Genomic DNA, 21,472 nt, shown 5'->3' with positions numbered 1-21,472 from the left:
ATCACTGGACATATAGCCATTGGATGCACCTTTAAAAACGCTCGACTATGAAAATTCTCAAAATCCAAACATTACGTGGTCCAAATTATTGGAGTATTCAACGACATCAGCTTGTAGTTGTGCGATTAGATTTAGAGGATTTTCAGTTACAACGTGCTAGCTTTTATCAAAATCTATGCAAAGTGCTACCAAGCCTTGCGGGGAAAGAAATCGCTTATCGTGCTGATGTTAGCGACAATGATTTTTTAGCAGAAATTGTTAAAGACATAGCCCTTGCGATGCAGGGATATGTAAGTATGAAGGTTGAATTCGGCGCAGTTAAACCAACCGTCGAAAACAATATTTATCAAATTGTCTTTGAATACCAAACTGAAGAAGCAGGTCGCTATGCCGCAAGGGCGGCGGTCAGAATCTGCACCAGCATTTTGGAGACAGGAACCTATGCCACCCATGAGTTGCAAGAAGACCTCAAGGATCTTCGGGATATTCGTCTTGATGGACAATTGGGACCAAGTACCGAGTCCATTGTTGCCGAGGCAAAGGCAAGAAACATTCCTTGGTTAGAATTGGGCAGTCGTGCCATGATCCAACTTGGCTATGGTGTCCACCAAAGTCGCATTCAAGCAACTTTGTCCAACAAAACAGGGATCTTGGCAGTCGAGCTAGCCTGTGACAAAGAAGGTACAAAGAGCATTTTGCGGGCTTCTGGCATACCCGTGCCAAGGGGAACGACGATCAGATCCCCGAAATACCTTGAAGATGCGATCGCAGAAGTTGGGGGTTTTCCGATTGTAATTAAACCCCTCAGTGGCAACCATGGCAGAGGGATCACCATTGATGTGCGGACACTCAATGAAGCAATGGATGCCTTCGACATGGCACAGGAAGTGTCCGAAGAAGTAATTATTGAGCGCTTTCACACAGGGCGAGATCACCGTGTTTTGGTAATCAATGGCAAGTTTGTTGCCGTGGCAGAACGGGTTCCCGCCAATGTCACAGGTGACGGAGTTTCCACAATCTCGCAGCTAATTGAAATCACCAACCAAGATCCTCGCCGTGGCGACGGTCATGACAATGTGTTAACCCGCATTGAAATCGATCGCACTAGCATCGACATTTTGGCAAGGCAAGGATTCACCCTCGACTCCGTACCACCGAAAGGACAAATTTGTTATCTCAAGGCAACCGCAAACCTCAGCACTGGCGGCGTGTCCGTCGATCGCACCGATGAGATTCACCCAGAAAATGTGTGGCTAGCGGAAAGAGTCGCTCGTATTATCGGCTTAGATATTGCAGGAATCGACGTAGTTACCGAGGATATTTCTAAACCAGTCCGCGAAACCGATGGTGCAATCGTCGAGGTAAACGCGGCTCCCGGTTTCAGAATGCACACCGCGCCCAGCATTGGCAAACCTCGCAATGTGGCAGCACCCGTCATCGAGATGCTCTTCCCTGCTGGCGCACCAATCAGAGTGCCGATCGTCGCGATCACAGGCACCAACGGCAAAACCACCACCACCCGACTGATTGCCCATATTTTTAAACAAACTGGTAAGCGCGTGGGCTACACCACAACTGACGGTATTTATATCGGTGAATGCTTAGTCGAAAAAGGCGATACCACTGGCCCCTATAGCGCCCAAGTCATCCTCCGTGATCCCACCGTTGAGGTAGCAATTCTTGAAACGGCCCGCGGTGGCATTTTGCGATCGGGCTTAGGCTTTGAGGGATGTGATGTCGGTGTTGTGATGAACGTTGCCGCCGATCACCTTGGTATTGGGGACATTGACACCATCGAAGATCTTGCGAGACTGAAGAGCGTTGTTGTGAAAACAGCTTTACCAAGTGGTTACGCCATTCTCAATGCCGATGATCCGCTAGTAGTAGCCATGGCAAAAGAAGTTAAGTCGAAGATCGCCTACTTCAGCATGGATGCCAATAATCCGCTAATCACATCACACATCGCTGAGGGTGGTCTTGCCGCAGTCTATGAAGACGGATTTTTAACAATCCTGAAGGGCGACTGGAAACTCAGGATTGAAGAAGCAGTCAATGTACCGCTTACCCTTGGTGGACGCGCCGCTTTCAATATTCAAAATGCTCTTGCCGCCAGCCTCGCCGCCTTCTCACAAGATGTGCAAATTGAGCAAATTCGTCAAGGTTTAGCGACTTTTATCGCCTCTAGCGAACAAACGCCCGGTCGCATGAACCTATTTGACTTGGGCAAATATCACGCACTAGTGGACTATGCCCATAATCCTGCGGGATTTAAAGCGATCGCAGAATTCATTCAAAAATGGGAAGGTGAAGCAATCGGTGTAATTGGCGCACCTGGAGATCGTCGCGATGAAGACATCATTGAGTTAGGACAACTCGCCGCCGAAATGTTTAGCCGCATCTTTATCAAAGAGGATAAAGACCTCAGAGGTCGAGAACCTCGCGTGGTGGCTGACCTGCTGCGTCAAGGAGTCGAATCCGTCAACGGGAATATTCCCTGTATTACAATTCTTGACGAAGCGGAAGCGCTCACTGCTGCACTGGATAGCGCCCCTCAAAGCAGTTTAGTTGTGGTTTTCCCTGACAAAGTGGATCTGGCAATTGCTATCATTGAATCGCGAAAGTCCAAATTGTCATCGTAAAGTCCGCCTATGCCGCGTGTAATTTGTCTTGGCGAAGTCTTAATCGATCAAATAGCTGAAGATATCGGTGTACCCTATGAGCAAGTCAACTCTTGGCAGCCGTATTTTGGTGGCGCACCTGCTAATGTTGCCTGTGGATTAGCGAAGTTGGGAACCCCAGTCAGCTTAATTAGCTGTGTGGGGCAAGATGCATCGGGAACGTTTTTACTCAAAGAATTGGGCATATCGGGAGTAGAGACATCAGGGGTACAGGTTCACCCTCAAGCCACAACCCGTGAGGTGTATGTTACCCGCGACGTTAAAGGCGATCGCAGTTTTGATCGCTTTAATGGTGACGCAAATACAGTCTTTGCTGATACCTTAATGTCTGCCGATCATTTACCTGAGCATCTATTTGTCGATGCCAAATTTTTGGTACTAGGGACATTGGGGTTATCTAGTCCTCAGGCATCACGGGCAGTCGGTCGTGCCTTAAAGCTAGCTGAGCAATATTTCGTCAAAGTCATCGTTGATATTAACTGGCGGGCTATGTTCTGGAAGAATCCTGAGCAGGTAACTAAGTTATTACCAGTGCTGTTGAAATATACAGACTTCCTAAAAATGACTGAGGATGAGGCAAAGTTACTATTTCGGCTCACTAGTCCCGCCGCAATTGCTCAAGCCTATAGCCATATCGAAGGAATTTTAATCACCAATGGCGATAAGGACTGTCGTTACTATCTGGGTGAGCGTCAAGGCAAACATCCCGTATATCCCGTCCATTCCGTAGACACCACTGGTGCAGGGGATGCTTTTTTAGCGGCCTTTATCCACAAGATTTATCATCGTCCACTCACACATCTCCTTGATCCCAAGTTTGCAAATGAAGCCATTGCCTATGCCTGTGCCGCAGGAGCTTTGACCACTTTAGATATGGGTGCGATCGCCGCCCAGCCCACCGATCGGCAAATTCGCGAGTTTTTAGCCATGCGCGAGGCAAAAAATTAACAATGCACTCCCTATCTCTGCCCACATGGGTAATCCATATTTCAAGCGTCATCGAGTGGACATTAGCGATTTGGTTAATTTGGCAATATGACAAACAGCATCCCAATTGTGGTTGGCGTAACTTAGCTTGGGCAATGTTTCCTGCACTAGTTAGTGCTATGTGCGCGGTAACTTGGCACTTCTTTGATAATGCTGACTCCTTAGAGTGGTTAGTCACCGTGCAAGCAGCTATGACCCTGATCGGCAATAGTACACTTGCGATCGCAGCTTACTCGATCTGGAAAATTGCCCTCACAAAACCTCAATCGTAATTTTAGCTTTTAGCTATATAAAATAATGCCCAAAGAAGCCCTTTTTGGATTATCACTGTTTCCCTACCTCGCCTTTCTTTGGTTTGCCACCAAATCTCGGCAATTTCCCAAACTAGGGCTATGGGGTTTTTATGGAACATTGGTATTTGTGGCAATCACCATTCCCGCAGGAATTTACGCTCAAACCAAATATAACGACGTTTTAGCCAATGTCGATTGGTTACATGGTAGTGCTGAGTCATTCTTAACAATTACCAATATTCTGCTGGTACTAGGGTTTAAACATGCCCTCAAACCCAAAGACTAAGTGTTTTTTTGATTTTAAGAGCGAGAATGTTTTGCGATCGCAAAACATTCTCGCAATGCTATGTTGATAATCCTCTCGCTTCTGGTATCCCAATGCAATTAGCCCTACTAAAATCTTTTACAAACATGAATCTACATGTTTGAGAATAATTATCAAGTTTATACAGCCCGTGAAATTGTTCAACATTACAGTCAGTTACGCCAACTACAACCTGCGGAGCAAACCATCCTAGATTTGCTCCAGAATCAATGGTCAAGCATAAACATGTTGGACATCGGCGTAGGGGGAGGACGTACTACTCAACATTTCTCCAGCATCGTTCAAGAATATACGGGGATTGATTATGCTCAAGAAATGATCACCGCTTGTCAAAAACGGTTTCCCGCATCTACTCAAGCACGCTCATTTGCAGTAGGTGATGCCAGAAATATGCAGCAGTTTGCCGACAAGTCCTTCAACTTTATTTTATTTAGCTTTAATGGCATCGACTCTCTTTCTCATAGCGATCGACTACAAGTCTTTCAAGAAGTTAGTCGCGTCAGTAAGTCGGGAGGATATTTCTTTTTCTCAAGCCATAGTCTCCAAGGTCTAGAACGGGAATTTAACTGGAAAAATCAGGTTAGCTGCAATCCCCTCACGACCTATGTCAACTTAATCATGTTTGTTCTGCTACGCTTCTTCAACCGTTCAACCTCACCACAGCAAATTAAGTCTTCTAGTCACGAGATTATTCAAGATGAATCTCACAACTTTCGTCTAAAGCAATATTACGTTAGACCTCAGGAACAGATTAGGCAGCTCCAAGCGAATTTTGAAAATATCAAAATCTATTCTTGGAAAAGTGGTTTAGAAATTACCAATCCACAGGAATTGCGTGCTAACGAGGATATGTGGCTTTATTATCTCTGCACAATTAAGTAAAGCGGTTGGCAAAGCGCTGTCAACCGCTTTACTTAAAAACAAAGAGAGTTGCAGCGCTTCGCGCTGCAACTCTCTTTGTTTTTGTTTTTGTCCTAACTTAACTGGCTGGAGCTATGTTGTTATAAGAAGCTATGTTGTTATAAGAAGCTACATTTTACGTTTTATTTATATACATAATAAATAAAAGAAAACATCCATCAGTCTTTAGTTTAGATTACACACCGTAATTTGGTGAATAATATGCAGTAATTTAAATATGTGCGTTTACTAAAAGAGATATGACCCCAACTCTCCCCACCGAGCAGATCGATCGCATTGTGTGGAATCAACACCACGACCCCTTTACAGTCCTTGGTCCCCATGAAATTGAGCAAGATGGTAAGTCGGTATGGGTGGTTAGAGCGTATCTACCCGACGCAGAGGCAGTATATGTAGTTACGCCTGATCCTCACAAAGAATATCCGATGCAATCCGTGCATCATCCACACTTTTTTGAATGTATCATCACCGACTCCCCCCACCTATTCAACTATCAGTTCCGAGTTAAATCTGGTGATAGCGATCGCCTCATTCACGATCCTTACTACTTCAAGTCACCATTGTTAACAGAATTCGATAGCTATTTGTTTGGTGAAGGTACACATTACCAAATTTACGAAAAAATGGGCGCACACCCCACCACCATTGACGGTGTAAGTGGCGTTTATTTTGCAGTCTGGGCACCCAATGCCCGTAACGTCTCGATTATCGGAGACTTTAATAGCTGGGATGGACGCAAACACCAAATGCGGAAGGGCAATACAGGCATTTGGGATCTGTTCATTCCTGAATTAACAGTTGGTACTGTTTACAAATACGAAATTAAGAGTCCTGAAGGACATATTTACGAAAAATCCGATCCCTACGGCTATTTTCAAGAAGTACGCCCTAAGACAGCGTCAATTGTCACCGATCTCAATACCTACGAATGGAATGATCAGGCGTGGCTCGAAAAACGACGCACTGAAGATCCCCTCAAAAAACCAATCTCCGTCTATGAAATGCACCTTGGCTCATGGATGCACGCCTCCGCAGCCAATCCTCCCGCTAGTGGTTATCAGAGTGTATCGGCAGCAGACCTCAAACCAGGAGCAAGATTTCTCACCTATCGGGAACTCGCCGAAGACCTGATCCCCTATGTCAAGGAGATGGGCTATACGCATATCGAAATGATGCCTGTTGCCGAGCATCCCTTCGATGGCTCATGGGGCTATCAAGTGACGGGTTACTATGCCGCCACATCACGCTATGGCACACCCCAAGACTTGATGTACTTTATTGATAAGTGCCACCAAAATGACATTGGTATCATTGTCGATTGGGTTCCCGCCCACTTCCCCAAGGATGGACATGGTTTGTCCTTCTTTGATGGCACATTCCTCTATGAACCAGCCGATGAACGCATTGGTGAGCATAAAGAATGGGGCACCAAAATCTTTAACTACAAGCGTAGTGAAGTTAAGAACTTCCTGATTGCCAATGTGCTTTTCTGGTTTGATAAATATCACATTGATGGTATTCGCGTTGATGCTGTTGCTTCAATGATCTATCGTGACTATAACCGCGAACCCGGAACATGGCTTGCTAATGAGTACGGTGGTCGCGAAAGCTTAGAAGCGATCGAGCTATTCCGTCACCTGCACAGTATTCTGTTCACCTATTACCCCGGCGCTTTATCAATCGCAGAAGAATCCACTTCATGGCCAATGGTGACATGGCCCGCCTATTCAGGTGGTTTAGGCTTTAACCTGAAATGGAATATGGGCTGGATGCATGACATGCTTGATTACTTCAAGCTTGATCCCTATTTCCGTGGACATAACAACAACTATGTCACCTTTAGCATTTGGTATGCCTTTAGTGAAAACTTCATGCTGGCGCTATCCCATGATGAAGTGGTGCATGGCAAGAGTCCAATGATTGGCAAGATGCCGGGGGATGAGTGGCAGAAGTTCGCCAACCTGCGCTGCTTGTACGGCTATATGTTTACGCACCCTGGTAAAAAGACCATGTTTATGGGCATGGAATTTGGGCAATGGGCGGAATGGAATGTGTGGGGCGATCTGGAATGGCATTTACTGCAATATCCTAGCCACAAAACACTCCAAAGGTTTGTCAGTGATCTGAATAAACTTTTGCGATCGCTACCTGAACTCTACACTCAAGATTTTTCAGAATCTGGTTTTGAATGGATTGAGTGTAATGATACGCAAAATTCAGTTATTTCCTTCCTCCGTAAAGCAGACAATGGAGACTTTGCCTTAGTAGTCTGTAACTTTACGCCAGTTCCTCACCACAACTATCGCGTCGGTGTCCCTGAAAAGGGCTTCTATAAGGAAGTTCTCAATAGTGATGCCCAGATTTATGGCGGTAGCGGTATTGGTAATCTTGGCGGAAAGTATGCCGATGAGTATGGAACCCATGGCAAGCCATATTCAATCGATGTGACAGCACCACCACTAAGCGTCGTGGTTTTGAAGCATGTTAATGAATCCCAAAATTAGCAACTGATTGGATTAGAGCCTGTAAATCCTGTCATGTAGGATTTACAGGCTTTAGTTTTTTATTTTGAATTGGGCATATGGATATCCACGCATTAAGAAAAGACTACAAACCCAGCGAGCTACGTCGTAAAGATCTGCAAGATGATCCCTTTAAGCAGTTTGAGATTTGGTTTCAGCAAGCTTGTGAGGCTGAAATACTAGAGCCAAATGCGATGACCTTAGCGACGGTTTCGGCAACGGGTCAGCCATTTATGCGGACAGTTTTACTGAAATATTTTGATAATCGTGGCTTTGTGTTCTTCACCAACTATGAAAGCCGCAAAGCTCAACAAATTGGCAATAATTCCCAAGTTTCCATGTTATTTACTTGGTTGCCACTTCAACGTCAAGTCCACATTACGGGTAATGCCGAAAAAGTAACCACAGCAGAATCTTGGCAATACTTTACGTCACGACCGAGAGGCAGCCAACTGGGCGCTTGGACTTCGCAGCAAAGTTCGATCATTTCCTCGCGACAGTTGCTATTGATGCAATTTGAGCAGATTAAGAACAAGTTTTTGGACGGCGAGATTCCTTTGCCAGATTTTTGGGGTGGATATCGGATTATGCCTAATAGTTTTGAGTTTTGGCAAGGATGTACTAATCGCTTACATGATCGTTTTTTATATACCACCCAAGCTGATCAATCATGGCAAATTCAAAGACTTGCCCCTTAAAAGTTTGTCCCGCCCAAATCGCGAGAAATGGTTAACTCTAGATTAACGAGGAATACTAGTAATGCAATATAGTCTCGGCTTTGTGATGATTTTGTTGGGCTTCTTGGGGTTCTCCACGCAACAAACCTCCAATCCATTAGCAGAAGTCCATGATTCTCATATTCAAGGGAATGTCCCCTCCCAGTTTGCCAAGGTGCTTCAACGCGATCTCGACAAATATTTCCAAGATTTAAACTCAGATGTAAAAACGGTGCAGTACGAACTTTTACGACCTGTGCCTACCCAAGTTGGGGTTGGTGTACCCAAGTATTATCTCTGGGTGAAGCTATATGGACACCATGGACAAAAAAATTTGCTCGATGAAGGTGCAGTCAAAGTTGCCGCAGTGGAGCAAACTCACTTTACGGTACTGAACTATTTTGCGATCGCAGATTTACAAAAATATCCAGAGACAATCAATCAAACATTTCCCTTACCCGTGGGTGAGAAAATCCGAAAGCGAATCAAATTAAACTAGCGCCATAGATCATTGCCCCAATCAGTCCCACCTCCTGATTAAGCACAATATAAATCGGCAAATCTGCCAGTACAGGGCTAACTCGACCCTTAGCTTGTAAAATTTGTAAAAATTTGCCATCTTGAATCAACGGCAATATTTTGGCGATAATCCCTCCTGCAATATATAAACCGCCATTGGGGATTAATTTCAAAGCAAAATTCCCGACTTCCGCCGCATATGCTTCGACAAACATCTGCATTGTTTGCGTAGCTAAATGATCAGTATTAGTCGCGCTATTAATTCCACAATTAACAAGAGCAGCATTTGCGATCGCAGCTGCAGCATCCGCATTCAGATCACCCGACTCCCACCGCCTTACTTGCTCAGCCACCTCAGCAGACTCAGGTGCAAATTGTCGATCGCGCAAGAACTGATAAATCGCCACAATCCCTACTCCTGAAACTACCCGTTCCACCGAAACGCGATCATGACGCTTTCGCAAATACTGGAGCAAATCAATTTCGAGATCGTTTCGCGGTGCAAAATCTGTATGCCCTCCCTCCGTGGGATAAACCTCATAACGATCATCACACCATCCCAAAAAAGCCTCCCCCAGTCCTGTGCCTGAACCAATAACACCAATTGGCGCTCTCTCGATCACTTGCCCTGCTTGTAACGTGTACAGATCATTGGTTTGCAGACCTAACACCCCATAGCCAACTGCCACAAAGTCATTGATTAAACTCACTTTGCCATTGTCAATACCTAAGTTTATGGCTATGCGATCGCAATCTAAAGCCCAACCCAAATTAGTGAGCTGTGATTTGCGATCGCGAACGGGACCCGCCACACCAAAACAGGCAGTTGAGATGCTCGCCAATTCCCAAAAAGCCGTCTTAGCATTTACCAAAAAGCTCTGAAGCAAGTCATCAAAACTGACATAGTTGGCACTGGCAAATCTTTCCTCGTAAATCACTGTAAAGTCATCAGACTCTTTGGATACCAAGCGCAGCAAAGTCTTAGTTCCACCAATGTCGCCAGCTAAAATGATCATTATTTTTCTATCCTAAAAATATTGCAACAAAAGATGATTGCCCCGTTTTTGGTGGGGCAATCATCTTAACTAGCAACAAGCCGCTCAATTGCATATCTCGCTGCCGCTGCCACCTGTGGATGCGCGTCTTTAACCAAATAATTTAACGCCGACAAACTCTTCTCACAATTGAGATGTCCTAAGGATTCCGCCAAACGCTGTCTGGTTAACCAATCATCGGACTGAGCAAATCTCAGAATTTGATCCACACAGCGCAAATCCCCCACTTCCCCCAAAGCGGCGATCGCCGCTTGATGCAGCATAGTTTCAGGACTATCCAAGGCTTGAATTAAGGCATCATAAGCACGAACATCTCCTAAATTCCCCAACGATACAGCAGCACTAAACCGCACCAGCCACTCCGTATCCTCATAAAAAGCCCGCAACAAAGGCTCAACCGCGCGATTGTCCTGCAAATAGCCCATTGCCCCTGCCGCATCAGCCCGAATCCCATAATCATTCTCAGTTTCAAGGATCTTAGCTAAGACAGGAAAACAATCCTCCGTATGCTTCAAACCCAACGCAAATACCGCCATTGAGCGAATTTGCAAGTTTTCATCATCGATTACTTTCAAAATTAAAGGAACCGCTTCTTCAGGCGACAAATCACGTAAAGCAACTAAAGCCAAGAGGCGATCGCGAGAATTTTCACTCTCTAAACGTTGCGAGATATCTTCTAAATCTAATTTTTGGCTAGAGGACATAAATAAATGATTAGAAATAATCAGGTTAAAAACTCAAGTATAGCGATCGCAACATAATTTGAACGGAATCACCAACTATCAGGCTGCCCAACAAAAACTATAGCTACATCAGCATATCCACACAAATAATCCGATCGGATGACCAAACAACAAATCGATGTGTGTTAAGATACACTCATATCAGTAGTAATGTAAAAGTCAGCAGTCTTCGTAAAGCTAGATAGCTCGTTTGTAAAAAACTTACAAGACTTAGGTTTATGTATATTTACGACAAACAACGATTGGCATAAGCTGAAGACTTGTATAATCTATTAGTAGATTTAAAGTCTATGCTCTACACATCTAAAAATTTACTCTCGTGAGGAGTGGAATCATGAAAAAACTATCTTTGAATTTGGCTGGTAGCTTAAGTGTATTAAGCCTAATTGGCGTAGCCGCAGCAAGTCCCGCATTTGCTGAAACCGCAACAGGCGTTTCCCAAATTAGCCAAGCCATGAGCAGCGACCCTGTTGCTCAAAATGTAACTTCCGTATCTCAACTCAGCGATGTTCGTCCTACCGATTGGGCTTTCACCGCTTTGCAGTCCTTGGTAGAGCGTTACGGTTGTATCGCTGGTTATCCCGACAGCACCTTCCGTGGCAACCAAGCCACCAGCCGCTACGAATTTGCTGCTGGCTTGAATGCTTGCTTGGATAAAATCAATGAAATCATCTCGGCTGGTCTTGCTGATAAGGTATCCCAAGAAGACCTCGCTACCTTGCAAAAACTTCAAGAAGAGTTTGCTGCTGAACTAGCTACCCTTCGTGGTCGTGTTGATGCCCTTGATGCTAAGACTGCTAAGCTCGAAGCTCAACAGTTCTCCACCACCACCAAACTCTCTGGTCAAGCCATCATGGCGGTAACGGGTGCTAGTGGTGCTAGCAGCATTTTGAATAACGGTGCTGGTCCTGGCATCCTAGGTACACCAAATGCTATTCCTGGATTCCAAGATCGCACCAATGTTTTCGTGACTAGTCGTGTCAGACTTGACCTTAACACCAGCTTTAATGGCACTGACAATCTGATCACCAGATTAGAAGTTGGCAACGGTTCTGGAACAGTTCCTGGTACGGTTGGAGCTTTACCTGGCGCATTAGATACAGCATCTGCTGCATTTGGTGGTCCAGCTCTTGGTCCTATAACCAACACCAATATTGGCTTTGACACTTTTGGTCAAGATTATGCTGGTGCTTCTAGCACATTCACCTTGGCGAAACTTCGCTACGACTTTAACGTAGGCGATGCTCGTGTTTCTGTTGGTCCTGTGATGCATCCCTATGATCACATTGACAAAAACAGCTTTGCTAACGACGAAGCCGTAGATTTCTCTTCTACATTCTTCATCAACAACCCTCTCCACATGTTGATCAATGGTCAAACTGGTGGAGCAGGTGCTGCGATTGACTGGAATCTCGGTAAAAGTGACTTCACCTTACGCGCACTTTACTTAGGTGGCAATGGCGCTTCTCCAAGTACAACAGCTACTACTGCATCCAACATTACTGGCAACCCAGTATTGCGTAGTAATGGTGGTCTGTTTGGTGATCCTTACCAAGCAAGTGTTGAGCTTGAATATGCACCTAAAGGAGCCGATGGAGCTAAGCCCTTCGCGCTCAGATTGCTATACACCAATGGTGCTGTTGACAACTCCACTATTAATGCAGGTGGGGTAAACGTTGAATGGGCATTTGCTAAAAACGTTGCAGTATTTGGTCGCTACGGCTTTGGCTCTATCGACATCTCTCGCAACTTCACTGCTACAGGTGGGACTGTTCCTGTTGGTATTCCTGCCGTTAAGGGTGTATACAATCCTCAAAGCTGGATGGCTGGATTCTCATTCTCTGATGTGTTTAAGGAAGGCGCAGTCGCAGGCATTGCAATCGGTCAGCCCTTCATTGAAGGTGATGTTGGTGTTTCTAGCCAAACTAACTTGGAGCTTTTCTACAGCTTCCCTGTTACCAAGAATATCCGCATCACTCCTGATATTCAGTTGATCTTCAACCCCAACAACAACATTGCACAGCAATTCCTCAATGCTGGCGCTCTGGGTGGCGGAACTAATCCTAACGGTACTGTCTTTGTTGGTACTTTGAGAACTGTATTCTCGTTCTAATGTTCACTTAGCTTCTTACACACAAACAAAAAGAGGACGCAAAGCGTCCTCTTTTTGTTTGTGTATTTTTACCTAATGCCAATGAGTTGTTTTGCCATAGGAAAGTAGGTTGCCCATATTTTAGGGTCGGGTCGGCTAACCCAGTCTCGGCGGGACACAATTAGCTGAAGGATGATAGCAGCACGATCTTCACGCTGAGCAGTGACTTTTACCGATACGTTAGAAATTAAAACTTCACTATCAAAGGCTCTTTGAGCAGCTGATCGCGCTAGGGTTTCAGCCTTACGAGTCATTACCGTAAAGCCTTCATCTTGATTGACTAGTAAACGAATATCGACCTCACGACGCTCGGCGATCGCAGTGCCAGCAATTGCCATAGATGACAAGGATGCGATCGCAGAAACAAGTAAGAAATTAGTGACTCTACGCAAAGGATAAAGCATTGAATCCTTAAGAAAAAAAGCTGGAGAAACATGCGATTTATTTTTCATAGTTATCTTCGCCAGAAACTCACCAAAAAGTATAGGAAAATCGCTAGGATATTAGCAAAAAACTGGGAAAGATGTGTGCTATTGTCTGCTAACAAATTTGGCTTTAGAGTGTAGCTCATTTGAGGGCTAATTTGTGTACTGATCTTGCCGATTTGTCCAGCAATTCGGGTGATAGTAACTTAGATTTCAGGACTTTAACACCTGAAATCTAATTAAACTAACCTTATCTGTCGTTATGGAGGTCTTGGAAGGGTTGCTATGTCAAAAGTCCTGATTAACAATTTGATCAATGAAATTAATACATTGCTACGCCGCCCAGTGGGTTCGGTATCTAGGCATGTATCTCCAGATACGGTGCATCAAAGAGAACAGTTAAAGCAATTGCGATCGCAACTTGAGACTTTAACTGATGACGCGTATGTCGGTAGCTTAGATCAGCAATATCAGGCTTTAGTTCAACGCTTACAAGTGCAAATATATGCAAATGCCCAGCCAAGCAGTACCGAGCTAAGTACAGACATATTTAAAGCAGATAAACTAGAAATGTCCCCTCCGCCATTAGTTGCGCCATTAATTAGCAACTTATTTGATGCCGAATCTAACTTGACAAAGGAGACTAGCACAATGACAAATGGCATATCTGAGCCAGATTCTACGCTGGTCAATGATCGGATGATTGCTTCGCTTCAGCAAGCCATTCAACAGACATTGCAACAAGTTGTCAAAGAGTCAGTACAGCAATCAATCCAGCAGGTTGTCAGCCAAACTTTGGCGGTAGAGCGAGCCTTGATGGTAGGGGAAATCTCGGCAAACCTGAATAAATTTATCGAGTCACAACAGCGATCGCAAATAAACCAAGAATTAATTAATTTAAACGACAAAAAGCAAAAGCTAAGTGATGAAATATCCCAACTAGAGCTGGATCGCGCCAATTGGATGCAGCAGTTCAAGGAATTTCAGTCGACGCAGCAAGAATCATTAAATCGCTCGTTGCAGTCCGTTGACAGCTTACAGGAAACAATGGCACTCAGGGTCACTGATAGCGTTAATCAGACAGTTGCGAAAACACTCCAAGATAATCTTGCTCAATTGTCTACCGCGAACTCTAGTGTAACTAATCCAAGCATATCTGAGGTTAATCCCCCATCTGCCGAGTTTGTTAGCAAAGTCCAAGAACAAACTGATCGCTTTTTGTTGCAACTAGATCAAATGTTTAACTCAACATTTCGATCGTTAGAGCAGGAGATTCAAGGCTATCAGTCCTCGATTACGGCAAAAATTGGGCATATGGAAACCCTTGAGCAAAAGGGAGAGGAATTAATCAACACTTTAGTTGCACGGATTAGTCAACATGAGCAACAACTTGAGTTACAGTCTCCAAGCATCCCGTTATCTGATCAATTACCTGAATTGCCTGATGAAATTCCTATTCAGTATTTAGAGACTTTTACAGAGCCTGCTGACGAAAACCTCATCAATGCGCTCCTAGCTGGCGATCAATTTGGTGAAAGCATCGTTGAAGAACAGGAAGTAGTCGATGAACCTATTGAAACTAATGATGCCCTAGACAAAAGCAGCGACAAAAGCGGCAATGAGCATAGCGCTCCTGTCATGGAGAAACCCAGAGACGGGCTAGATATTGTTGAGACTGTAACTATAGAGTCACATCCAGAGCCAGATGATTCTATAACCGATAGCGCCGATGAGTACCTAACTCCTCAAACCGATGTCTTGGGCATCCAAAGTCATCAATTGGGAGGGTTTGCTGACTTGCTAGTGGATGCAGACAAAGCTGCAACCGAGTCAATTCCCGACTATCAGAGTGCAATCTCAGCCCATGAGATGAATCCCGACTTTGATCTAGAAGCAGCGACACAAATAGTTGAGAAATTTGAAGAGTTAAGCTCATTAGCAAAAGATCCTAATGATATCGACTTATTAGCTGTAAATTTTCCTGCGGAAGAATTGAGTACCAATACCGAGGAAATCAACGATCCTCAACTTCTCCAGTGGCTAGAAGCAAATAGTAATCAAACGACTGACAGCGTAAATATTGCGGAAGTATCAGCCGATGAAGACCTGCTGTTGTGGCTAGGGAATCAATCTGTTGATATCAGCAAAATCTCTACTCCAGAAGAGACAACGCCCATCAAACTCTCAGAGCTGACAACGGATCTAGAAGAAACTATTACAGAACCGACAAGGGATGATGACGAGTCACTCATCTTATTGGCTAGTCAAGATAATGAAAATGTGGAACTATCCACTTGGGAAGATTCACTAGTAAATGAGTTAAGCTCCGATCTCCAACGACTAGATGCAGGCATGATTGCCGATCCCATAATTACCGATAATCTAGATCAATTCATTCGCAATACGCCTTACGCATTAACTGATTGGGGCAATGCAGAACCGAAAGCATTCTCACCGATTATTGAAGTCGCAGCCCAGCAAACCAATGGACATACCACAGCATCTGAAACGATTACGGATGATGTATCCTCACCATCCGTGGTTGAGGATAATCTATCGATTGATAGCTTTGCCGACTCTTCCCTAGATAAAAGTGGCGCAAAATCAGAAATTGTTGTCAACATTGAAGACTTGCAGTTGTCACCCTTTAAATCACAAATAGAGGAAATTCCTATCGTTTTTGATAGTTCTACAAGTTCTAACTTATCAGATGTACAGGAATTAGAAACTGTCAATGAGCCAGACATATCAGAAGGATTGCCTGAAATTTCCTTAGAAGAAACTTCTGTGGTTTCTGAAGCTAAGGATGATGATATGGACGCTATTTTTGCAGAAGTGATTGCCGAAAATGCCGCGAAATACTCGCCATCAGTTCCCTTTGAAGTTAATGATGAACTAGACTCGTTATTTTTGCAGTCTCTTCAAGATGAATCACAAGCAGCAGCAGATCTTGATACAGAGAGAGCTTCCAATCTGAGTTCCAGTGGCGACAATGAAATTGACACTCTTTTGATGGAATTTGATACGCATAATAGTCTAGATAATTTCAATTATTTAGGAGAAGCTGACACATCAATGCAACAGATGTCTGGAGATGAAGATACAGATCTAGATACCAGTGCGGATACGATCACTACACCTTTGTCTTTTGCGGAGCCAGTTACTGAAATTTCGGAAGATTTAGAAGAACTAGATACAATTTTGCAGGGATTTAATCAGCCATCAACTACGAATCATGTTGTGGAAATTTCTACATCGCAGCCGACGAGTAGTGGTGATGGGCGTAGAAAGCAAGACAAATCGGCAACTGATTTATCGGCTGAAGAGTTTTTCGCTTCTTTAGAGGAGGAAAAGTTAAATAATTTTGCCAATGTTACCGATAGTGGCGACAGTAAATCATCGGAATTATTACTGGATGCGATCGCAGATTTGATTAACTTCGTCCCCACCGATAAGCCCGAAGAAGAGGAAGAAGATTCAATACTCAATGAGTTTGCTGATGCCCATGGGGATAATCAAACCGAAACCATTGATAGTGATTGGGATAAGTTGCTCAAGGACTTAAGCACCTTTAGCTTTAATGAGCCATTGCTAGACGATCAGCGTGAACAACTCGGTTTATCCTCAGTTGCGCCCATTAGCGACACAAGCGAGAACGTTTTAGACATTGACTCGCTCGTTTTGGAATCAGAAAGTGTGGCACTCATACCAGCCCCTCCTGAAAACGAAGTGTATAGTCTTGATGACAATTGGATTTTGGGTATTGATATTGGTAGTAGTGCAATAAGGGCAAGCTTACTGAATGCAGATACGGGGCGAGTATATTCTCTGTATCTGGATGATTCTGATGAGATACTCTGCAAAGTGGTCTGGAATGAGGAACATAGCCTCGATGATCCGATCACAAAGGATGTGCGTGTACTGCCAAAGCGATCGCAAAATCCTGACCTCGACCATGGCGAAATTGTCCTCAGCCATTTCAAACAATTGCTCAAATTGGGCTTACCCTATCGCGGCGTGAGTGTTTGGCAACCAATTATTCAATGGTCTAATTCCTATCAAATATCAATGCGCTGGTTACTTACTGCCCTGAAGAGTTTACTAGAGCAAATCCAAACCCGTGCCAATCATCCCAAATTGCCTGACCTTGGTTTGATTTTGCTCAAACTCAGTGGTGTAGTGTTTAACTACCCCAGTAACTGGTCAGACACCTATATTCTCAATGTCCGTGAAGCAATTTTACATGCAGGGCTAGTCAGTCATGCTGAGCAGATTCTTGCGGTTGAGCAGGCGATCGCTCCTGCATTGTCCTTGCTGCATAATCGCAAAATTGCCAAGGAAATTACGCTATTTATCGATGCAGGAGCAGTGACAACCAGCATTTGCTTGAGCAGAGGCTTAGATAATGGCAGAGATAGCTCTAAACTGCATGTTCGCAGCCTTGACTATGCAGGAATCAGCCTCAGTCAAGATATCGTGACGCAACTGTTTTATCCCCATTGGCAGTTAATTACCAATCCCAATCGTCATCTATGCAATTTTGATCAGCTCAGTTTGCCAGAAGTCGGGACTTCAGCACCACAGCAACGCATACTGCTTCAGCAATATTTGTTAAGTTCGACGATTGGACAGCAGATGTTAGAACTTGCCGATCGCGTTAAGGTTGCCTTTGGCAGAGATGTAGGAGTTGATAGTTGGAATGAAGACTTAATGGGGCAACCGATCGTGGTGCTGCGTCGCGAAGTCGAAAATTTGATTTTGCAACCCTTTATGCAAAGGATTAACCGTGAACTTAATTCGATTCTCAGCAATGCGGGCATCCTTGGTGAAGATGTTCAACAGGTTTTGTTGTTGGGCAGCACCATGCAGATTCCTTTACTGTCGCGTTGGTTAGCCCAAAAATTACCCAATGCCAAGATTGATCCCCTAGCTACTTCGGCAGTGGCAAATGGGTTAGCGGTCGCACCGCTCTATCCACAGTTGCAAGATGTGGCGCGTCAGCAATATTCAGATTACTTTCTCTTGCAAGAAATCTGTCGCCTCAACCTCAATCAAGCCATCAATCCTAATCAACTCCTTCAGCAATTACAAATGCGCGGAGTCAATATTAAAACCTGTCGCGATCGCATTTTGAGCATTTTGCAAGGAGATTTGCCCGAAGGTTTATTTCCTTGGCAAGAGCCAGAAAGTTCGGTAATTCTGGAAGACCCAACCCTTGGCAATGAGTTGTTTACAGGTCGATTATTTGATCTAGAAACCGACGGCACATACCAACCGAATATGGTCAAGTTCCAACAGCTAAGGGTATATTTGCAAGCGATTATCGGCAATATGCATCAAACTCTGACCGAGCCGTTAGTTTTTCCTGAAATCAAAACCATAGCACTTGCCAAATAATTGCACCGCCCAAAGCGCTGTAAAATATACTTTCTTGCCGTGATTGTGGAAAATTTGAAGAGATTATGCTAGCAAAACGCATTTTGCCTTGTCTGGATGTAAAAGCAGGTCGGGTTGTCAAAGGGATAAACTTTGTCGATCTCAAGGATGCTGGCGATCCAGTAGAGCTAGCACAAGTCTATAACCTTGCGGGAGCTGATGAATTGGTATTTCTCGACATCACAGCGACCCATGAAGATCGCGGCACAATTTTAGATGTGGTTTATCGCACTGCTGAGCAAGTATTTATTCCGCTTACCGTAGGGGGTGGGGTTCGCAATCTCGACAATATTCGTGAACTGTTGCGGGCGGGTGCAGATAAAGTCAGCATGAATTCTGCCGCAGTAAATGATCCTGACCTAATTAATCGCAGTAGCGATCGCTTTGGAAATCAGTGCATTGTCGTTGCTATTGATGCAAGGCGGAGAAATGATCCGCATAATCGCGGTTGGGATGTCTATGTACGCGGTGGAAGAGAGAACACAGGCATTGATGCGTTGTGGTGGGCGCAGGAAGTCGTCAAGCGTGGTGCTGGGGAAATCTTGCTAACGAGTATGGATGCCGATGGCACTAAGGCGGGATATGACCTTGAACTCACTCGTCAGGTTGCGGATTTAGTGGAAGTTCCTGTAATTGCATCGGGTGGTGCAGGGAATTGTGAGCATATTTTGCAAGCAGTAACGGAAGGAAGAGCAGAAGCAGCATTATTAGCTTCGTTGTTGCACTATGGGGAGTTGACGATCGCAGAAATCAAAGAGTATCTCAGTGCTAACAAGGTAGCTGTGAGGTCAATAGCTTCTTAGATATTGCGATCATTACCACACAGAGATCTCTATAACGAAACTTCAGGAAAAAAATCCTCATCTAAAGTTTGCTCAGAAGTAAAAGGAGACTCCATTGGAAAAGTAGCGATCGCTAATCCTGTTTCCGCACTGGCTAACTTCCTTGCATTTAGATAGCCATCAGCAAACTCCTGCAAAAAATACCGCTTCAAGCTAGGACTATGTTTAAAGGCTTTGTGCAATCTGAGGCGATGTTCAATGATCGTATAGCGCCAACTATTAGAACGCTTATCAGGTTGATATTTATATTTGAGAAGATGCATCAGCAAAACTTCTAAATTACTCTCGATCGCTTGTTTTTGACTGCCACCCATGCCCTCAAGTTCTGCAACTAAATTCTCAATATCTATTTCTGCAAAATTCTGCGATCGCAATAAATCGACTGCTTGCTCTAACCACAGAGCATAATCCTGCTCATACAATGTGCCATGAGTAGCAGCCTGAAATGGATTAGGTAAAGCAACAGTCATAATCTTTAGGCAAATCTTACCGCAAGTATAGCAAAGGCTAATTGATGAACGGTTTGCATAGCCGTTCATCTCTAACTACAACTTTTGTCTCAACACCTCAAAACTGTCACTGAGATTTGCGATCGCAATTGCTTCTTGATCACCAGATTCTAGCCACTTGATTTGGACTTGCCCTGCTTCAATTTCGCTATCACCGATCACAATTGCAGCTCTCGCATTGGCATTACTGGCGCGTTTGAATTGTTTATCAAACTTCGCACCACTGAGATCGAGTTCTACCATAAATCCTGCTTTGCGGAAAACCTGAGCAATTGATAGCGACTTAGATTCGGCTTTTTCACCGCGTGAGACAATGTAAAAATCAACTTGCGATCGCTTTTGTTCCGCCACCTGTTGCATCAGGATCACCAGTCGCTCTAAACCAATCGCCCAACCTACCGCAGGCACATCCGCGCCGCCGAGTTCCGCAATTAAGCGATCGTAACGTCCACCACCACAGACTGCCGACTGTGCGCCCAATTGATTAGACTGAATCTCAAAGGCAGTACGGGTGTAGTAGTCTAAGCCACGGACTAGACGCGGATTGATGCGATAGGCAATATTCAAGTCTGTTAATAGACTTTGGACTTGCTCAAAATGCTGTTGCGATTCAGGGCTTAAATAATCGAGAATGCTCGGCGCATCTTGAGAAATTTCTTGAGTGCGTTTGTCTTTGCTATCGAGAATTCGTAAAGGGTTGCGCGTCAGGCGATCGCGAGAATCAGCATCAATTTCTTCCACAAAAGGCGTGAAATAATCCACCAATGCTTGACGATAGGCAACCCGATCTTCTGCACTGCCCACGGAATTTAGGTCAACCACAAGATCCGTTAAACCCACAGCTTGCAAAAAATCACTAGCGATGGCGATCGCTTCCGCATCCGCACGCGGATCAGCGCTACCTAATACTTCTACACCTAACTGGTGAAATTGACGCTGGCGACCTGCTTGGGGGCGTTCATAGCGAAACATTGCACCCATGTACCAGAGACGCTGCACACCACCTTGAGCAAATAACTTATTTTCGATATAGGATCGGGCTACTCCTGCCGTGCCTTCAGGACGCAAAGTCAAAGAGCGATCGCCGCGATCGCTAAAGGTGTACATTTCTTTACCGACAATATCTGTAGCTTCACCGATGCCCCGCGCAAACAGCTCCGTTGCCTCAAAAATGGGCGTGCGAATCTCGGTATAGGCGGCTTGGCTAAGGATTTGCCGCGCAGTTGCCTCTAACTGCTGCCAATAATAAATTTCGGGAGCAAGGATGTCGCGAGTGCCGCGTGTGACCTGAAGTGAAGACATGGATACAAATAAAGTCTGTGATGTTAATCCAGAATACAGAATTTTTG

The 21,472-nt window shown here is 44.6% G+C and carries 16 protein-coding genes; 11 read left to right on the top strand and 5 right to left on the bottom strand.

Features of this window, described 5'->3' with window-relative positions; genetic code table 11:
- Positions 1 to 47: 47 nt before the first annotated feature.
- The 8 genes from cphA (at position 48) to H6F41_RS08835 (ending at position 8,941) form a co-directional block, all read left to right on the top strand.
- Complete coding sequence (gene cphA, locus H6F41_RS08870) at positions 48 to 2,639, top strand: cyanophycin synthetase (RefSeq protein WP_190403117.1); 2,592 nt, start codon at positions 48 to 50, stop codon at positions 2,637 to 2,639.
- A gap of 9 nt (positions 2,640 to 2,648) precedes the next feature.
- The gene (locus H6F41_RS08865) at positions 2,649 to 3,626 is read left to right on the top strand and encodes a carbohydrate kinase family protein (protein WP_190403116.1); all 978 of its coding nucleotides are present in this window, start codon (positions 2,649 to 2,651) and stop codon (positions 3,624 to 3,626) included.
- 2 nt (positions 3,627 to 3,628) lie between these two features.
- Positions 3,629 to 3,937, top strand: coding sequence for a DUF2499 domain-containing protein (locus H6F41_RS08860; protein ID WP_190403115.1), 309 nt, complete (start codon positions 3,629 to 3,631; stop codon positions 3,935 to 3,937).
- Between the two features lie 25 nt (positions 3,938 to 3,962).
- Positions 3,963 to 4,244 carry a DUF3593 domain-containing protein gene (locus H6F41_RS08855; protein WP_190403114.1) on the top strand — a complete coding sequence of 94 codons (282 nt, stop codon included), beginning with the start codon at positions 3,963 to 3,965 and terminating at the stop codon, positions 4,242 to 4,244.
- Positions 4,245 to 4,379: 135 nt separating this feature from the next.
- Positions 4,380 to 5,165: a class I SAM-dependent methyltransferase gene (locus H6F41_RS08850; protein ID WP_190403113.1), complete on the top strand. Its 786-nt coding sequence runs from the start codon at positions 4,380 to 4,382 to the stop codon at positions 5,163 to 5,165.
- 278 nt (positions 5,166 to 5,443) lie between these two features.
- A complete protein-coding gene (gene glgB / locus H6F41_RS08845) occupies positions 5,444 to 7,708 on the top strand; it encodes a 1,4-alpha-glucan branching protein GlgB (protein WP_190403112.1) in 2,265 nt (754 codons plus the stop codon).
- Between the two features lie 77 nt (positions 7,709 to 7,785).
- Entirely contained in the window at positions 7,786 to 8,424 is a 639-nt protein-coding gene (gene pdxH, locus H6F41_RS08840) for a pyridoxamine 5'-phosphate oxidase (RefSeq protein WP_190403111.1), read from the top strand.
- 61 nt (positions 8,425 to 8,485) lie between these two features.
- Positions 8,486 to 8,941, top strand: a complete 456-nt coding sequence (locus H6F41_RS08835; protein WP_190403110.1) for a hypothetical protein — start codon at positions 8,486 to 8,488, stop codon at positions 8,939 to 8,941.
- Here the strand turns inward: H6F41_RS08835 and H6F41_RS08830 are convergent.
- Both H6F41_RS08830 and H6F41_RS08825 read right to left on the bottom strand, forming a co-directional pair.
- Entirely contained in the window at positions 8,928 to 9,980 is a 1,053-nt protein-coding gene (locus H6F41_RS08830) for a glucokinase (RefSeq protein ID WP_190403135.1), read from the bottom strand. The two genes, H6F41_RS08835 and H6F41_RS08830, sit on opposite strands and share 14 nt — an antisense overlap.
- 62 nt (positions 9,981 to 10,042) lie before the next feature.
- Complete coding sequence (locus tag H6F41_RS08825; RefSeq protein WP_190403109.1) at positions 10,043 to 10,720, bottom strand: HEAT repeat domain-containing protein; 678 nt, start codon at positions 10,718 to 10,720, stop codon at positions 10,043 to 10,045.
- A gap of 373 nt (positions 10,721 to 11,093) precedes the next feature.
- Here H6F41_RS08825 and H6F41_RS08820 point away from each other — a divergent pair, with 373 nt between their 5' ends.
- Positions 11,094 to 12,872, top strand: a complete 1,779-nt coding sequence (locus tag H6F41_RS08820; protein ID WP_190403108.1) for an iron uptake porin — start codon at positions 11,094 to 11,096, stop codon at positions 12,870 to 12,872.
- A gap of 68 nt (positions 12,873 to 12,940) precedes the next feature.
- Here H6F41_RS08820 and H6F41_RS08815 read toward each other — a convergent pair whose 3' ends face one another.
- Entirely contained in the window at positions 12,941 to 13,363 is a 423-nt protein-coding gene (locus H6F41_RS08815) for a hypothetical protein (RefSeq protein WP_242022975.1), read from the bottom strand.
- A gap of 258 nt (positions 13,364 to 13,621) precedes the next feature.
- On the opposite strand from H6F41_RS08815, the gene H6F41_RS08810 reads away from it, so the two are divergent.
- Positions 13,622 to 18,733 (top strand): hypothetical protein, encoded by a 5,112-nt coding sequence (locus H6F41_RS08810; RefSeq protein ID WP_190403107.1) that lies wholly within the window; start codon positions 13,622 to 13,624, stop codon positions 18,731 to 18,733.
- A gap of 65 nt (positions 18,734 to 18,798) precedes the next feature.
- Complete coding sequence (hisF, locus tag H6F41_RS08805) at positions 18,799 to 19,575, top strand: imidazole glycerol phosphate synthase subunit HisF (RefSeq protein WP_190403106.1); 777 nt, start codon at positions 18,799 to 18,801, stop codon at positions 19,573 to 19,575.
- Positions 19,576 to 19,604: 29 nt separating this feature from the next.
- Here hisF and H6F41_RS08800 read toward each other — a convergent pair whose 3' ends face one another.
- Positions 19,605 to 20,084 (bottom strand): DUF29 domain-containing protein, encoded by a 480-nt coding sequence (locus H6F41_RS08800; protein ID WP_190403105.1) that lies wholly within the window; start codon positions 20,082 to 20,084, stop codon positions 19,605 to 19,607.
- Positions 20,085 to 20,159: 75 nt separating this feature from the next.
- Positions 20,160 to 21,425 carry a histidine--tRNA ligase gene (gene hisS / locus H6F41_RS08795; protein ID WP_190403104.1) on the bottom strand — a complete coding sequence of 422 codons (1,266 nt, stop codon included), beginning with the start codon at positions 21,423 to 21,425 and terminating at the stop codon, positions 20,160 to 20,162.
- Positions 21,426 to 21,472: the final 47 nt, after the last annotated feature.

Source organism: Pseudanabaena mucicola FACHB-723 (genome assembly GCF_014696385.1).
Classification (GTDB): Bacteria; Cyanobacteriota; Cyanobacteriia; order Pseudanabaenales; family Pseudanabaenaceae; genus Pseudanabaena.
This window is presented reverse-complemented; position numbering and strand designations above follow the sequence as displayed.

Coding starts and splice junctions, on each gene's coding strand:
- H6F41_RS08810 (WP_190403107.1), top strand. CDS start 13,622: ATGTCAAAAGTCCTGATTAACAATTTGATCAATGAAATTAATACATTG.
- glgB (WP_190403112.1), top strand. CDS start 5,444: ATGACCCCAACTCTCCCCACCGAGCAGATCGATCGCATTGTGTGGAAT.
- cphA (WP_190403117.1), top strand. CDS start 48: ATGAAAATTCTCAAAATCCAAACATTACGTGGTCCAAATTATTGGAGT.
- hisF (WP_190403106.1), top strand. CDS start 18,799: ATGCTAGCAAAACGCATTTTGCCTTGTCTGGATGTAAAAGCAGGTCGG.
- pdxH (WP_190403111.1), top strand. CDS start 7,786: ATGGATATCCACGCATTAAGAAAAGACTACAAACCCAGCGAGCTACGT.
- H6F41_RS08815 (WP_242022975.1), bottom strand. CDS start 13,363: ATGAAAAATAAATCGCATGTTTCTCCAGCTTTTTTTCTTAAGGATTCA.
- H6F41_RS08855 (WP_190403114.1), top strand. CDS start 3,963: ATGCCCAAAGAAGCCCTTTTTGGATTATCACTGTTTCCCTACCTCGCC.
- H6F41_RS08800 (WP_190403105.1), bottom strand. CDS start 20,084: ATGACTGTTGCTTTACCTAATCCATTTCAGGCTGCTACTCATGGCACA.
- H6F41_RS08820 (WP_190403108.1), top strand. CDS start 11,094: ATGAAAAAACTATCTTTGAATTTGGCTGGTAGCTTAAGTGTATTAAGC.
- hisS (WP_190403104.1), bottom strand. CDS start 21,425: ATGTCTTCACTTCAGGTCACACGCGGCACTCGCGACATCCTTGCTCCC.
- H6F41_RS08825 (WP_190403109.1), bottom strand. CDS start 10,720: ATGTCCTCTAGCCAAAAATTAGATTTAGAAGATATCTCGCAACGTTTA.
- H6F41_RS08835 (WP_190403110.1), top strand. CDS start 8,486: ATGCAATATAGTCTCGGCTTTGTGATGATTTTGTTGGGCTTCTTGGGG.
- H6F41_RS08865 (WP_190403116.1), top strand. CDS start 2,649: ATGCCGCGTGTAATTTGTCTTGGCGAAGTCTTAATCGATCAAATAGCT.
- H6F41_RS08860 (WP_190403115.1), top strand. CDS start 3,629: ATGCACTCCCTATCTCTGCCCACATGGGTAATCCATATTTCAAGCGTC.
- H6F41_RS08850 (WP_190403113.1), top strand. CDS start 4,380: ATGTTTGAGAATAATTATCAAGTTTATACAGCCCGTGAAATTGTTCAA.